Annotated in this window: 15 protein-coding genes; 7 read left to right on the top strand and 8 right to left on the bottom strand. The window is 70.1% G+C overall.

What is annotated here, in order from left to right; genetic code table 11:
* Genes NQK81_RS03345 through NQK81_RS03330 form a run of 4 tightly spaced genes read left to right on the top strand, consistent with a single transcriptional unit; the run spans position 1 to position 2151 of the window.
* Positions 1-1143 carry a M24 family metallopeptidase gene (locus NQK81_RS03345; protein WP_126732890.1) on the top strand — a complete coding sequence of 381 codons (1143 nt, stop codon included), beginning with the start codon at positions 1-3 and terminating at the stop codon, positions 1141-1143.
* Positions 1140-1592 carry an Lrp/AsnC family transcriptional regulator gene (locus NQK81_RS03340; RefSeq protein ID WP_016334198.1) on the top strand — a complete coding sequence of 151 codons (453 nt, stop codon included), beginning with the start codon at positions 1140-1142 and terminating at the stop codon, positions 1590-1592. Before NQK81_RS03345 ends, NQK81_RS03340 begins: the two co-directional genes overlap by 4 nt.
* A gap of 45 nt (positions 1593-1637) precedes the next feature.
* The gene (locus NQK81_RS03335) at positions 1638-1865 is read left to right on the top strand and encodes a hypothetical protein (RefSeq protein WP_007035425.1); all 228 of its coding nucleotides are present in this window, start codon (positions 1638-1640) and stop codon (positions 1863-1865) included.
* A complete protein-coding gene (locus NQK81_RS03330; protein ID WP_005150941.1) occupies positions 1852-2151 on the top strand; it encodes a hypothetical protein in 300 nt (99 codons plus the stop codon). The genes NQK81_RS03335 and NQK81_RS03330 overlap by 14 nt, the downstream gene beginning before the upstream one ends.
* A 71-nt stretch (positions 2152-2222) precedes the next feature.
* Here the strand turns inward: NQK81_RS03330 and NQK81_RS03325 are convergent, their stop codons facing one another.
* Positions 2223-3296: a GDSL-type esterase/lipase family protein gene (locus tag NQK81_RS03325; protein ID WP_257486997.1), complete on the bottom strand. Its 1074-nt coding sequence runs from the start codon at positions 3294-3296 to the stop codon at positions 2223-2225.
* A gap of 70 nt (positions 3297-3366) precedes the next feature.
* Entirely contained in the window at positions 3367-4269 is a 903-nt protein-coding gene (locus tag NQK81_RS03320; protein ID WP_257486996.1) for a LysR family transcriptional regulator, read from the bottom strand.
* A 96-nt stretch (positions 4270-4365) separates the two neighbouring features.
* Between NQK81_RS03320 and NQK81_RS03315 the strand changes: the two genes are divergently transcribed.
* Entirely contained in the window at positions 4366-5205 is an 840-nt protein-coding gene (locus tag NQK81_RS03315; RefSeq protein WP_257486995.1) for an oxidoreductase, read from the top strand.
* 10 nt (positions 5206-5215) lie between these two features.
* Here NQK81_RS03315 and NQK81_RS03310 read toward each other — a convergent pair whose 3' ends face one another.
* The 5 genes from NQK81_RS03310 to NQK81_RS03290 all read right to left on the bottom strand — a co-directional run bounded on the left by NQK81_RS03310 (position 5216) and on the right by NQK81_RS03290 (position 8904).
* Positions 5216-5845: a maleylpyruvate isomerase family mycothiol-dependent enzyme gene (locus NQK81_RS03310; RefSeq protein WP_126732893.1), complete on the bottom strand. Its 630-nt coding sequence runs from the start codon at positions 5843-5845 to the stop codon at positions 5216-5218.
* 16 nt (positions 5846-5861) lie between these two features.
* Positions 5862-5990 carry a hypothetical protein gene (locus NQK81_RS03305; protein ID WP_257486994.1) on the bottom strand — a complete coding sequence of 43 codons (129 nt, stop codon included), beginning with the start codon at positions 5988-5990 and terminating at the stop codon, positions 5862-5864.
* 102 nt (positions 5991-6092) lie between these two features.
* Positions 6093-7445, bottom strand: coding sequence for a M20/M25/M40 family metallo-hydrolase (locus tag NQK81_RS03300; RefSeq protein ID WP_257486993.1), 1353 nt, complete (start codon positions 7443-7445; stop codon positions 6093-6095).
* On the bottom strand, positions 7438-8265 hold the full coding sequence (locus NQK81_RS03295; RefSeq protein WP_005150961.1) for a M55 family metallopeptidase: 828 nt from the start codon (positions 8263-8265) through the stop codon (positions 7438-7440). The genes NQK81_RS03300 and NQK81_RS03295 overlap by 8 nt, the downstream gene beginning before the upstream one ends.
* 42 nt (positions 8266-8307) lie before the next feature.
* Positions 8308-8904, bottom strand: coding sequence for an Rv1733c family protein (locus NQK81_RS03290; RefSeq protein ID WP_257486992.1), 597 nt, complete (start codon positions 8902-8904; stop codon positions 8308-8310).
* 282 nt (positions 8905-9186) lie between these two features.
* Here NQK81_RS03290 and abc-f point away from each other — a divergent pair, with 282 nt between their 5' ends.
* Positions 9187-10809, top strand: a complete 1623-nt coding sequence (abc-f, locus tag NQK81_RS03285; RefSeq protein WP_257486991.1) for a ribosomal protection-like ABC-F family protein — start codon at positions 9187-9189, stop codon at positions 10807-10809.
* On the opposite strand, the gene NQK81_RS03280 is transcribed toward abc-f, so the two are convergent.
* On the bottom strand, positions 10793-12058 hold the full coding sequence (locus NQK81_RS03280) for a family 1 glycosylhydrolase (protein WP_257486990.1): 1266 nt from the start codon (positions 12056-12058) through the stop codon (positions 10793-10795). The genes abc-f and NQK81_RS03280 overlap by 17 nt on opposite strands.
* A gap of 181 nt (positions 12059-12239) precedes the next feature.
* Between NQK81_RS03280 and NQK81_RS03275 the strand changes: the two genes are divergently transcribed.
* A complete protein-coding gene (locus tag NQK81_RS03275; RefSeq protein WP_038513774.1) occupies positions 12240-13085 on the top strand; it encodes an LLM class flavin-dependent oxidoreductase in 846 nt (281 codons plus the stop codon).
* The last annotated feature ends 226 nt before the right edge of the window (positions 13086-13311 follow it).

Raw genomic sequence — 13311 nt, 5'->3', positions numbered from 1 at the left:
ATGTCGCGCCGTTCCCTTCACAACCCAGCCCCCGACGCCGCCAGCCTCCGCGCCCGCCTCGACCGGGCCCGCGCCGCCGCGGCCGCCGCCGGTACCGACGCCCTGCTGATCGCACCCGGCTCGGACCTGCGCTACCTCATCGGCCAGGCCGGGGGCTCCTTCGAACGGCTGACCACGCTGGTGATCCCGGCCGACGGCGTCCCGGCGCTGGTGCTGCCGAAGCTGGAGGCACCCGGCTACGCCGACGTCCCCGCCGACGAACTCGGCATCGAGATCGTCACCTGGGTCGACGGTGACAACGCCTACGAACTGGTCGCCGACCGGCTGGGCAAGCCCGGCCGCGTGGCGGTCAGCGACTTCACCCCGGCGCTGCACGTGCTCGCCTTCCGCGGCGCGCTCGGCGACGCGGAACAGACGCTCGCCGGGCCGATCGTGCGCGAACTGCGGATGCGCAAGGACGCCGCCGAGATCCAGGCGCTGCGCGACGCGGGTGCCGCCATCGACCGCGTGCACGCCCGCGTGCACGAATGGCTGCGCCCCGGCCGCACCGAGGCCGAGGTCGGCGCGGACATCACCGCCGCGATCGTCGAGGAGGGCCACACCCACGCGGACTTCGTGATCGTCGGCTCGGGCCCGAACGGCGCGAGCCCGCACCACGACGTCTCCGACCGGGTCATCGAGCGCGGCGACGTCGTCGTGGTCGACATCGGCGGCCCGATCGCCGAGGGCTACAACTCCGACTCCACCCGCACGTACGCGGTCGGCGAGCCGCGCGACGCCGACGTCGCCGAGACCTACGCCGTCCTGCAGCGTGCCCAGAAGGCCGCCGTCGACGCCGTCCGCCCGGGCGTCACCGCCGAGTCGATCGACGCCGCCGCGCGCGACATCATCGCCGAAGCTGGTTACGGCGAGTACTTCATCCACCGCACCGGCCACGGCATCGGCCTCGACGTGCACGAGGAGCCCTACATCATCAAGGGCAACGCGCTGCCGCTCGAACCGGGCATGGCCTTCAGCGTCGAGCCCGGCATCTACCAGCCGGGCCGCTGGGGCGCCCGCATCGAGGACATCGTCGTCGTCACCGAGGACGGCGTCGAGCCGGTCAACCAGCGCCCGCACGACCTGATCGTGCTCGACGCATGACCGGTTCCCTGGAGCCGCTGGATCAGGCCATCGTGCAGGAACTGGCCGCGGACGGACGGCGCAGTTTCACCGATCTGGCGGAGCGGGTCGGGCTTTCGGTGTCGGCGGTGCACCAGCGGGTGCGCCGCCTGGAGCAGCGCGGGGTCATCCTCGGGTACACCGCGCGGCTCGACGGCGAGCAGATCGGACTGCCGCTCACGGCGCTGATCTCGCTGACGCCGAACGATCCGGCCGCCCCGGACGACTACCCGCAGCGTCTCGAGCACATCAAGGAGATCGAGTCCTGCTACTCGGTCGCCGGGGACGAGTCGTACATCCTCCTGGTCCGGGTGGCGTCGCCGCTCGGCCTGGAGGACCTGCTCCGCCGCATCCGCGAGTCCGCCAAGGTCTCGACCCGGACCACGGTGGTGCTGTCGACGCCGTTCGAGGGCCGCTCGCCCACCCTGTGAGACGAGAAAGGGGTGGGCTTGCGCGGCGCTGGTACGATAAAAGGTATGGCAACACGTAAGGTCACTCTCTCACTCGACAGTGGTGCGCTCGAGTTCGCCGAGCGGGCCGCGAAGGCACACGGGATCTCGGTCTCGTCGTGGTTGTCCAAAGCGGCCCGCAGGGAGGCCGTCCGCACCGGTTACACCCCGCAGCGCGCCCCGGTCGAACCGTCCGCCGAATCGGACGAGGCCGAGCTGACCGCCGCGGAGAAGGATCTGCGTGCACAGGGGTGAAGTCTGGACGTACCACCCCCCGACCGAACCGGCACGGCAGCGCACCGTCGTCCTGCTGTCCTCGGACGGGGTGAACGAATCCGAGCGGCCGTGGCTGCTCGGCACCGAACTGCTGGACCGTGATCCGCAGGACATCCTCGGCGTCGCCGTCGACGCGCGGTACTGGGTCTCCACGCTGAACCTCACGCGTCTGTACCGGCCGTGGTTCGACGAGAAGATCGCGGAGATCGACCAAGAGGTCCAGGAGCGCATCGACATCGCGTTGCGCGCCGCACTCGACCTCTAGCCAGGCGAGTCGCGTCCCCAAGCACGCGTGTTACGTCTCCAAGCACGCGTGTCGCGTGCCTGATCACGCGACTAGCGCGCGATCACCTCGGGCGCGGCGTGCAGTTTGCCGTCGGGGCCCGAAAGGCACGACGCGTTGCCGCCGCGGGCGGCGAGGAACTCGTTGAGGCAGTTCGCGATCTGCGCGTGGCCGTTCGCGTTGGGATGGAACGACTCCTGCAACGCGTGGCTCGCGCGGTCCGCCTGGCCGAGATCACGCAGCTGCAGCGTCAACCTGCTGAACCACTCGTTCGCGGGGTCGCTGCTGCACGCCTCGTGCCCGGCGCCCGCCCGCGAGAGGTCCAGGAACCGCGCGCTGGTCGCCCTGGACGCCTGTTTGAGCCCGTCCGACAGGACGGAGACGCCGTCGCGGCGCATCCACTCCAGGTCCTCGGTGCGGAACGGGCAGCCGTTGAGACTGCGCAGGGCCTCCGGGATCTGGGGGCCGACAGGCGAGGCATACGACATCAGCACGAGCTGGTAGTCCGCCGGGACGTAACCGGCCTGCGCCAGCACCTTCTTCACGTCGGCGACGGCGTTGGTCACCTTCGGCACCATGGCGTCCACTTTGGACTTCCACGTGGTGCGGAGAGCCGCGCTGCACGGCGGGTTCTGCGGGGAGAACCAAGCCTTGAAGCATTCGTTGACCTGAGCGGAGAACTTCGGCTCGTCGTTCGCGCCGATCGCGATCACCACCGCGGCGACCCGGTGGTCCTTGATCAGGTTCGCGAGCTGCTGGGCCTGTGACGGCTCGGTCCACTGCTTGGCGTCGCCGAGGGCGATCTGCTCCGACGGCGCCCCCGAACACGCGAGGTTCACCCGCGCGGTGACGTCGGGGATCTTGATCTGCTCGACGAAGGCGTTGGGGGAGCGGTGGCACCAGTTGCCGCCCTGCCCGTTGGTCGCGGGCGTGTAGTCGCCCGCGCCCTCACCGGACACGGTGCTGTCGCCGATGGCGACGACGGTCAGCGGCCCCGTTCCCGGCGGCCCTTGGCGCGGGGACGGTTGCCCTGGGCGGCTTTCCGACCCGGTAAAGGCAATGAACCCGACGAGAACCACCACGAACGTGAGCGCGAGAGCACCCCACCACCACCGGAAACGTCGCATCGTTACCGGATTCTACGGACCCGTGGCCCGACAGGGTGATCATGGCGGTGTGACGGTCGCGATGTCCGGGTCAGCCCGCCTCCGTCAGGTCCGTTCCGGCCGCCAGTTCCGTCACGATCTCGAGCACCCCGGGGAGCGCCGGCTTGTCGTTTTCCGGCGACCAGGCCACCACCGTCCGGGCGGTGTCGCCCGCCAGCGGCACGAAGACCACGCCGCTCCGGCGCAGGCTGTGCGAAGACCGGGCCAGCCTCGTGACCCCGACGCCCGCGGCGACCAGACCGAGCAGGCCCTGGACGGTCGCCGCCCGCTGGACGATCCGCGGCGTGAAGCCGGCCGCCTCGAACTCGCGGTCGTAGCGGCGATGCCAGGGTTCCCACGAACTTCGCGGCGTGAGCACCCACGGCTCATCGGCCAGATCCGCGAGCTTCAGTTCGGTCGCGGCCGCGAGGCGGTGCCCCTCCGGAAGAACGGCACAGACGTCCTCGGTGATCAGTGTGCGGGTCTCGAACCCGTCGACCAGGGGAGGCCGGGTGAAGACGAGGTCGTAGCGTCCGCCGCCGAGGCCGTCGACGAGCGGCGCGATCTGGGTGTCGTCTGTGGTGAGGGTGAGGTCGGGGAGCCGCTCACGGACCGCCCGTACCACCGGCGGGAGCAGGTAGTTGGCCGTGGTGGTGAGGAAACCGAGGTGCAGTGTGCCGATTTCGCCGCGTACTGCCCGGCTCAGCACCGACAGCGCCTCGTCGTTGCGCGCCAGGACGGCGCGGGCCTCGGGCAGGAACAGCGAACCGACTTCGGTGAGCCGGGCTCCGCGGGTGTCACGCTGCAGCAGCTTCGCGCCGAGCAGTCGTTCCAGCACGGTGATCTGCTGCGAAAGGGACTGCTGGGCGATGTGCAGCCGCCGCGCGGCCTTGGTGAAGCTGGCGTCTTCGGCGACGGCGACGAAATAGCGCAACTGCCGCAACTCGGGGGTCACAGGCTCTGACTGTAGCCGTGTCAGGAAGCCGGTGTTGGCGGCCCGGGCGTGACCTTCGCACGATGGGTCCCAGGAACTTCACTGGAGGGAACAGGAATGACGAAGGAAACCGAGGGCCGCGTCTGGCTGATCACCGGCTGCTCGTCCGGGTTCGGCAGGCACCTCGTGCTGGCCGCACTCGACGCCGGCGACCGCGTGATGGCCACGGCTCGCCGTCCGGAGGCTCTGGCCGAACTGGAAGAGCTCGGCCGGGGCCGGGTGCGCACCGAGGCGCTCGACGTCACCGATCCGGCACAGATCGAAGCCGCCGTGCGGGCGGCTCTCACCGAGTTCGGCCGGATCGACGTCGTGGTCAACAACGCCGGGCACGGTTCGGTCGGGGCGGTCGAAGAACTGACCATGTCCGACCTGCGATCCCTGATGGACGTGATGTTCTTCGGCGCCGTCGAGGTGACGAAGGCCGTCCTGCCCCACCTGCGTGAGCAGGGGAGCGGTGCCATCGTGCAGATGAGCTCGATGGGTGGGCAGCAGAGCCCGCCCGGTTTCGGGGCCTACTGCTCGGCGAAGTTCGCCTTGGAGGCGATGTCGGAGTCCTTGGCCGCCGAGGTCGCGCCGTTCGGCGTGCGGGTGCTGATCGTGGAGCCCGGGGCCTTCCGGACCGAGTTCGGCGGCAGCAGGCTGCGGCGCTCGCGGGTGATCGACGCCTACCGCGAATCGACCGGCGCGATCCGGGACTTCGTCGAGGGGATGGACGGCTCGCAGCCCGGAGACCCGGCGAAGGCCGCCGCCGCGATCCTGAAAGTGCTGGACAGCGACGACGCTCCGCTGCGGCTCGCGCTCGGCGACGACGCTGTCGACGGGCTACGAGCCACGCACGAGGCGAAGGCGGCGGAGCTGGCCGCCTGGGAAGAACTGAGCCGTTCCACCGCCTTCTGAGCGTTCTGCGTCAACGACCGTCCACTCTGGACGCGAGGATCGCCGCGCCGGGACCGGAAAGCTCGTCGAGTGCCACGGCCCGGCCGGCGATCGACAGCAGCAGCGCTTCGCCGGGGCCGCGGACCTCCGGGCCGGATCCGGCCGACCAGTCCAGATCCGTGGCGACGAGCCGGAGTCCGCGTGCGCGTTTGCCCGCCTTGATCGGCGGTGCGTAGCGGGCGAACGCCAGGGCGTGGCGCAGCCTTTCCGGCGGCACCTCACGGGGAAACCCCAGGGGGCGCCGGATGTCCTGGTGATGGAGCAGCCCGTCGAGCAGCGCGACCCGTCCGCCGAACGCCGAGGTCAGACCGCGCGGTTCGAGGTGTTCCTCGATCCGTGCGATCAGCCGCTCCGGTGCCCGGCCGGGTTCCCGTGCGACACCGAGCGCGTTCATCCGGTTCAGCCGCAGCCCGCCGCGGACGGCCTGCCCGAGCACGTCGCGGAACCGCTGGGCGTCGTAGTCGACGACGTGGGCGACCACTTGCCGGACCGTCCACTCCGAACACAAGGTCGGCGCGTCCCAGTCTTCGGGGGACAGCGTTCGCAGGAACGCGGCGAAGTCCGCCCGTTCGTCCCGGGCGAGTCGCGCGACGCTGTCCACCGGTGGCCTCCTGAGGTCATTCGTAGTCGAGCCACCCGCCAACGTAGTAGTTCGTGTCCTCGTTCCGCTCGACATGCCAGGAATGGACGACGTCCGAAGGGGCGATCGCAGACGCGGACAGGTCCCGCTGCCGCAACGCGGTCATGTCGCCGGTTTCGCGTGACTCATCGGACGACACGCGTGATCAGGCGGACGACACGCGTGACTGGATGGACGACTCATGCGGAACCGCGTGTCGACCCCTCCCTCAGCAGTTCTCCAGGAAGTGCCGCAGCACCCGGGTGCCGAACCGCAGGCCTTCGACCGGGACACGCTCGTCCACGCCGTGCGCCATCGCTCGGTACGGGAAGCCTTCCGGCAGCCACAACGGCGCGAAGCCGTAGCAGTCGATCCCGAGCGGGCTGAACGCCTTCGCGTCCGTGCCGCCGCCCATGCAGTAGGGGACGACGACGGCCTCGGGGTCTTGCGAGCGCAGCGCGTCCGCCATCGCGCCGAACCACGGCGAATCCACCGGAGCTTGGACCGGCGGCTGGTGCGCGACGAACTCACGCGTGACGCCCTCGCCGAGCATCGCGTCGAGTTCGGCGAGCAGTTCCGGTTCGGAGCCGGGGAGGACACGGACGTCCACCTGGGCCTCGGCCGAAGTCGGGATCACGTTCACCTTGTAGCCGGCGTCGAGCATGGTCGGCGTCGTGCTGTTGCGGATGGTCGGCACCACCAGCGCCCCGGCAGGCCCGAGCCGCGCGATCGTTCCGTCCACATCGGACAGATCGACCGGGACGCCGAGTGCTTCCCCGGTGCGTTCGAGGAACGCCTGGACCGTCGGGGTCAGCTGGATCGGCCAGCGGTGCGCGGCGATCTTGCCGAGCGCGGTGACCAGCCGGGTGACCGCGTTCTCGTCGTTGGGGCGCGATCCGTGGCCCGCGCGGCCCTTGGCGGTCAGGCGCAGGTGTGCCGTGCCGCGTTCGGCCGTCGCCACCGGATAGAGCCGCACGGTCCGGCCGTCGGCGGCGGGGACGTGGTAGGTGTACCCGCCCGACTCGCTGATCGCGGCCGCGCAGCCGTCGAACAGGTCCCGGTGCGCCGCGGCGAGCCAGTGCGCCCCGTACTCGCCCTTGTCCTCCTCGTCGGCCACGAACGCCAGGACGATGTCCCGCCGCGGCCGGACACCCGTGGCGAGGGCGGCCAGGACCATCGCGCAGAAGTCCTTCATGTCGACCGCGCCGCGGCCCCAGAGGAACCCGTCGCGGACCTCGCCCGAGAACGGATCGACCGACCAGTCGGCGGCGTCGGCGGGCACGACGTCGAGATGGCCCTGCACGAGCAGCGCGGGCAGGCTCGGGTCGGTGCCGGGAACCCGGGCGATCACGTTCGCGCGGCGCGGCGCGGACTCGATGATCTTCGAGCCGATCCCGAGCCCCGAAAGCAGCGACGCGACGTACTCGGCGGCTTCGCGCTCGCCCGCGGAGTCCCCGTCGCCGCGGTTCGTGGTGTCGAACCGGATCAGCCGCGAACAGACTTCGACGACATCCAGGTCGGCGTTGTTCCGGGAACCCGCTCCCGCGCCGGGAAGTGCGTCCTGCGTTTCGAGCTCAGCCATAGATACCCTGCACCGCCCCGGCCGCGATCGCCGTGACGATCTTGAACGCCTTCATCGCCTCGGTCATGTCCGGCGCGTCGAAGCCGACCCGCCGCACGCCGATCTGTTCCACCGTCGGGATCACCGCCGCGGCCTGCGCGAGGTGGCTCGCGTCGAACTCGACCTCGATCCGGTGCGGCGTGGTGAACCGCTCGACCCGGCCCGCCCGGTTCATCGCGTCCGCCGCCGCCGAGCTCAGCAGTTCGGCCGTCCTCGCGGGCGGCAGGCAGATCGCGGCGTAACGGCTGACGCATTCCTTCACCGTGACCAGTTCGGCCTCCGGCGCGTAGTCCTGGGCGTCGTCGCAGGCCTTGTCGTCACCGGAGACGACAAGCACCGGGACGCCGTATTCGGCGGCCATCGCGGCGTTCAGCCTGCCTTCGCTGGCGGGCACGTCGTCGAGCCACACGCCGGTGATCTGGTTCTCCAGGTACGTGTGGGACAGGACGCCGTCGAATCCCGCGCCGGCGTGGTAGCCGAGGAAGACGACGCCGTCCACGCCGGTGTCGATGCCCTGCATCATCGAGAGCGGCTTGTGCCTGCCGGTGAGCATGCGCGCGCGCCCGTCGAGGTCTTCGAGCAGGAGGTTCCGCTGGGACGAATGCGCCTCGTTGACCAGCACGTCGGTGGCGCCGGAATCGAACAGGCCCGCGATGGTGGCGTTGACGTCACCGGTGAACAGGCGACGGAATCGTTGCCACTGCTCGGTACCGGGGATGACGTCCTCGGTCCAGGTGACGCCGGTGGCGCCCTCCATGTCCGCCGAGATCATGATGCGCATGCGGGGCACCCTAGCCGAGGCGCTTTGCCTTCGCCGCCGGGCTCAGGGCCAGGAACCGGACCGCGGGTACACCGCCCAAGCGCGCTCCCAGGCCGCTGCGCGCTGCCGGTCGAGCACCAGCCGGACGACCCGGTGGAACAGGACGAGCGAGCCGACCACCGCGAACCAGAGCCAAAGACCCACGAGCACCGAATCGAACACCGCCGTCGACGCGTTCCTCGGGGCGGCGGTGAGCTCACCGCGGGCGTCGATCCAGATCGGCACCGCCGTTCCGGCGGGGCTGCCCGGCGCCGCGAGGACGCCACCGGTGTGCCGCGCGCCGCGCGAGTCGGTCCAGGTCGCCTGGGTGGTGGAGTCTTCGGTGCCGACGCTCTCGCTGTCGACGATGCGGACGGGCGCGGCCGTCAGCAGGTACGCGGTGGCGGCCTGACGCCCGGTCACGTCGGCGGCGGCCGCGGCGACCTGCCTGCCGTGGTTGGCGGAGCCGACGGCGGCCGCGACCGGGACGGCGAGCAACGCCGCGAGGATGACGAGCTTGAGCACCAGGGCTTCGAACCGGTCGGAGCCACGGGCCAGCGAATTGCGACCAGGGAAGAGCCGTCGCCCGAACCGGGCGATCGGACCGCTGGACCCGTGCACGAGGAACCCCATTCCCTCAGACCGCGAAAACCTCCATCTTCGATTCTCGGTCACCGGGGCGCCGCTGTCGCGGTATGGGGACACAGACCACTCTGTGAACCCGTACACAACCTTTAATTCGTTTTACCCGTCCGCGTTCCCCCGCTACCGTCTTCGCCATGGGGATTTTCTTCACTCTGTGATTCTCGCCTTCGACGCGGCCCTGGCGTAGAGCCTTCGCTCCGCCGGGCCGCGTCCTTCCGCATGTCCTTCTTCCCTTGCGAGAATCAGGAGGACGCCCCTGTGCGTACCCCGTATCGAAATCCCGGAACACAACTCGTGCTCTCCGGTGTCACCAAGCGTTTCGACGACCATGTCGTACTCGACCAGGTCTCCTTCACCGTCAAACCGGCGGAGAAGGCGGGCGTGATCGGCGACAACGGCTCGGGCAAGTCCACGTTGCTGAGACTGATCGCCGGCCGGGACCGGGCGGACAACGGCACGGTGACCGTCACCGCGCCCGGGGGTGTCGGCTATCTCCCGCAGACGCTGGAGCTGCCCGACACCGCCACGGTCGGCGACGCGATCGACCTCGCCCTTGCCGACATCCGGGACCTGGAGTCGCGGCTGCGGGCGGCCGAAACGTCGCTCGAAACCGCCGAAGACCTGGCCGCGTACGGCGACTTGACGGCCGTCTACGAAGCCCGTGGCGGGTACGAGGCCGACGCCAGGGTGGAGGTCGCGCTGCACGGGCTCGGGCAGCCGGGCCTCGATCGAGGCCGCGCGCTGGACAGCCTGTCCGGCGGCCAGCGGTCCCGGCTCGCGCTCGCGGCCACCCTGGCCGCTTCGCCGGAATTGCTACTGCTGGACGAACCGACCAACGACCTCGACGACGAAGCCGTCGCCTGGCTGGAGAACCATCTTCGCGGGCATCGCGGCCGGATCGTCGCGATCACCCACGACCGGACGTTCCTCAGCCGGGTCACCAGCACGATCCTGGAGGTCGACGCCGACCGCCGGACCGTGCAGCGCCACGGCGACGGCTACGCGGGGTATCTCGCGGCAAAGGAGGCCGCGCGGGCTCGCTGGGTCCGGGAGTACGAGGAGTGGAGGTTGGAGAAGGCCCGCTACGAACGGATGGCGGACGTCAACATCGACCGGTTCTCGGCGATCCCGCGCAAGGCTCCGGCGGCCTTCAGCGGGGCCGGCGCGTTCCGGGCCCGATCACGGGCGCACGGGGCGATGAGCCGGATCCGGTCGGCGCGCGAGCGGATCCAGCGGCTCGAAGCGGACCGTGTTCCGCCGCCGCCCGAGCCGCTCCGGTTCACCGCGCGGATCGCCGCGGGGGAGACCGAGGCCGGTCAGTACGTGGTGAAGGTGGACGACGTGTCGGTCGACGGCCGTCTGCCGCGGACGTCTCTCAGCGTGCTGCCGGGCGAACGCGTCCTCGTGACCGGGCCCAACGGGGCGGGCAAGACGACCCTGATGCGAGTCCTCGCCGGCGAGCTGGCGCCGTCGACGGGGTCGGCGGAACGGACGGGCCGGATCGGGTTCCTCCACCAGAACGGCGGACTCGCCGCGGACGCTCGAACCGTTCTGGCGGTCTTCGCCGGGAACGGTGACGAGGACGAGGCGGCCGAGAGGTTGCTGTCGCTGGGCCTGTTCCGGGCGCCGGATCTGCGCAAGCCGGTCCGGGAGCTGTCCATCGGGCAGCGGCGCAGGCTCGAACTGGCCAGGCTGGTGACGGCCACGACCGATCTGCTGCTGCTCGACGAGCCGACGAACCATCTCGCCCCGGATCTCGTGGAGGAGATGGAACAGGCGCTCGCGGAGTACTCCGGCGCGCTCGTGGTCGTCACCCACGACCGGCGGATGCGGCGGACGTTCGAGGGCAGGCGGCTGGAACTGGTCACTTCAGCGGCATGAGCGGTCCGTCCACTTTGGCCGGATTGAGGCAGCTGTCGAGCCCGTCCACGAGGGAACAGGTCCCCGGGCCGCGCTTGAGCCGGAAGCCCTGCGGCACGCCACCCGCCGTCACCAGACCCTGGTAGGCGGGGACGGCGTCCGTGGGGCGCCTGCTCAGCGCTGGATCGGTGAGCGCGTCCACTGTGTACAGTCCGAACCGGGCGCGATAGCTGCCCCATTCGTAGTTGTCGGTGAGGCTCCAGTAGTTGTAGCCGATGAGGTTCATCCCGTCGGCCTTCGCCCGCTGGAGCCAGTACACGGTGTCGCGGACGTGATCGCCGCGGGTGTAGTCCGCGTCGCGGAGCTTCCCGTTGTCGGTCGCCATGCCGTTCTCGACGATGTAGAGCGGCAGGCGCGGGAACCGGTTGTGGTAGCTGCGCAGCGCGTAGTAGATGCCTTCGGGCTGGAGCTTCACGTCCCAGAACCTGTCGCTGGCGGCGGCGAACACGGTCCAGTTGTCGATGCTCAGGCCGTAGTAGTAGTCGATCCCGATGAAGTCGAGCTTGTCCTTGACCTGGTCGAGGAAGAACCAGTCGGCCATCCCGTTGACGCCGGTGATGTAGGCCTGGTTGCTGGTGACCTTCGCGGTCGGGTCGAGTTCGTGGATCAGGTCGTAGGCCCGCCGGTGTGCCTGGACGACGTTGGACTGCGCCGCGAAGTACCGCGTGGCCTTCAGCGCCCCGACCTTCTGTTCGTTCTTGAGGAAGATCAGCGGCTCGTTGAACGTCACCCAGAGGACGTCCTGCCCGGCGTAGCGCTGGACGATCTTCCGGCTGAACTCCAGCCACGCGTCGGCCGTCCGCGACTCGGCCCAGCCGCCCTGATCGAGCGCCCAGCCCGGGTACACCCAGTGGTTGAGCGTGATCATCGGGGTCATGCCCGCGGCGCGGACCTGCCGGAGCACGTCGTCGTAGAAGGCCAGTTCGGTTTCGTCCCACCGTCCCGGCGCGGGCTCCACGCGAGCCCACTCGATGCCGAAGCGGTAGGTGTTGACGCCGAGCCCGGACGCGAGACGGATGTCGTCGGCGTAGCGATGCCGGAAGTCCACGGAGTCGCGGTATTCGTCGACGCCGTCCTTCCCGGCGGACCGGTCCACGAACCGCTTCCAGTTGCTGTCCGGAGCACTGCCCTCGGACTGATACCCCGACGACGCGACGCCCCAGTAGAAGTCCCGGGACCAGCCGTCGTCCTGCGATGCGGACGCCTCCACCGCGGAAAGTGTCGCGCATAGTGAGACGGCGACCACCGAGGACAGCACCCGGCGTAACCTTCCCCGATGCTCCGGCCACTTCGTCGATCGTTCACCAGCGTCCGCCATCCTCGGGACGCTAACGTGGGTGAACGGCGTAAACAAGCGGCCGTCCGGGGACTTCGACGATGACGTTGGGGAGTTGATCGACTTGACCGGCAGCACGGTCCGGCACGCCGTCTATCTGCCGCCTTTCGGCCCGTTCGGTGAGCCGGGGGTGCTCGTCGACCTCGCCGTACGCGCCGAGGCGGCGGGCTGGGACGGGTTCTTCCTGTGGGACCACGTCGTCGCGGACACGATGCCCATCGCGGATCCGTGGACGACGCTCGGCGCCATCGCGCACGCCACGAGCAGGCTGCTGTTCGGCCCGATGATCACCCCGCCCGCCCGGCGGCGGCCGTGGGTGGTGGCGCGGCACGCGTCGACGGTCAGCAGGCTCTCCGGCGGGCGGCTGATCCTCGGCACCGGGCTCGGTTCGGACGAATCCGGCGACTTCAGCCGGTTCGGTGAGCAGACCGACCTGCTGACCCGGTCGGCGATGTTCGACGAGGGTCTCGACGTCATCCGCGCGATCTGGTCCGGCAGGCGTTTCGACCACGACGGCGCGCACTATCAGGTCGCGCTCGCCGAGGCTCCGCCCGAGCCGTTCCCGATCCCGATCTGGGTGGCGAGCTCCACCGACAACCCGCGGGTGGTTCGGCGCGCGGCGTTGTGCGACGGGATCTTCCCGAATCCGGAGGACCACACGCCGACCGCCGAGGAGATCGCGGAGACCCACCGCGCGCTCGGTCTCGCCGGGCTGGAGCCGGGGCGCCCCTTCGACGTCGCCGTCGCCGGGAACGCGAGCCCGGCGTGGGAGGAGCCGATCAAGGTCGACCTGCCCGCGCTGGGACAGGCGGGGATGACGTGGTGGATGGAGTCGCTGATGCACCTCGACCCGCTGGAGCTTTCGCAGAAGATCGTGGACGCGGGCCCGCCTCGGTGGTGACGGAGCGGGCCCGCACAGCTTGCCGAAGTACGTGAAGGCCCCTTCCTTGCTCCTAGGTACAGGAAGGGGGCCTTCATGTACCTAGACTGCGACAGCACTGTCCACTGTGGACTCATGCTCCGCCGTTCGCCGGATTTCGTTGCTCCGAACGACTTCATCGCCCTTGCGGCGCCGCCCGCCTTTGCTAGCGTCACCGCGGGCGTCCTGCGAACCAGTGACGTCCCGG

The organism is Amycolatopsis roodepoortensis, from assembly GCF_024628825.1.
Classification (GTDB): Bacteria; Actinomycetota; Actinomycetes; order Mycobacteriales; family Pseudonocardiaceae; genus Amycolatopsis; species Amycolatopsis roodepoortensis.
This window is presented reverse-complemented; position numbering and strand designations above follow the sequence as displayed.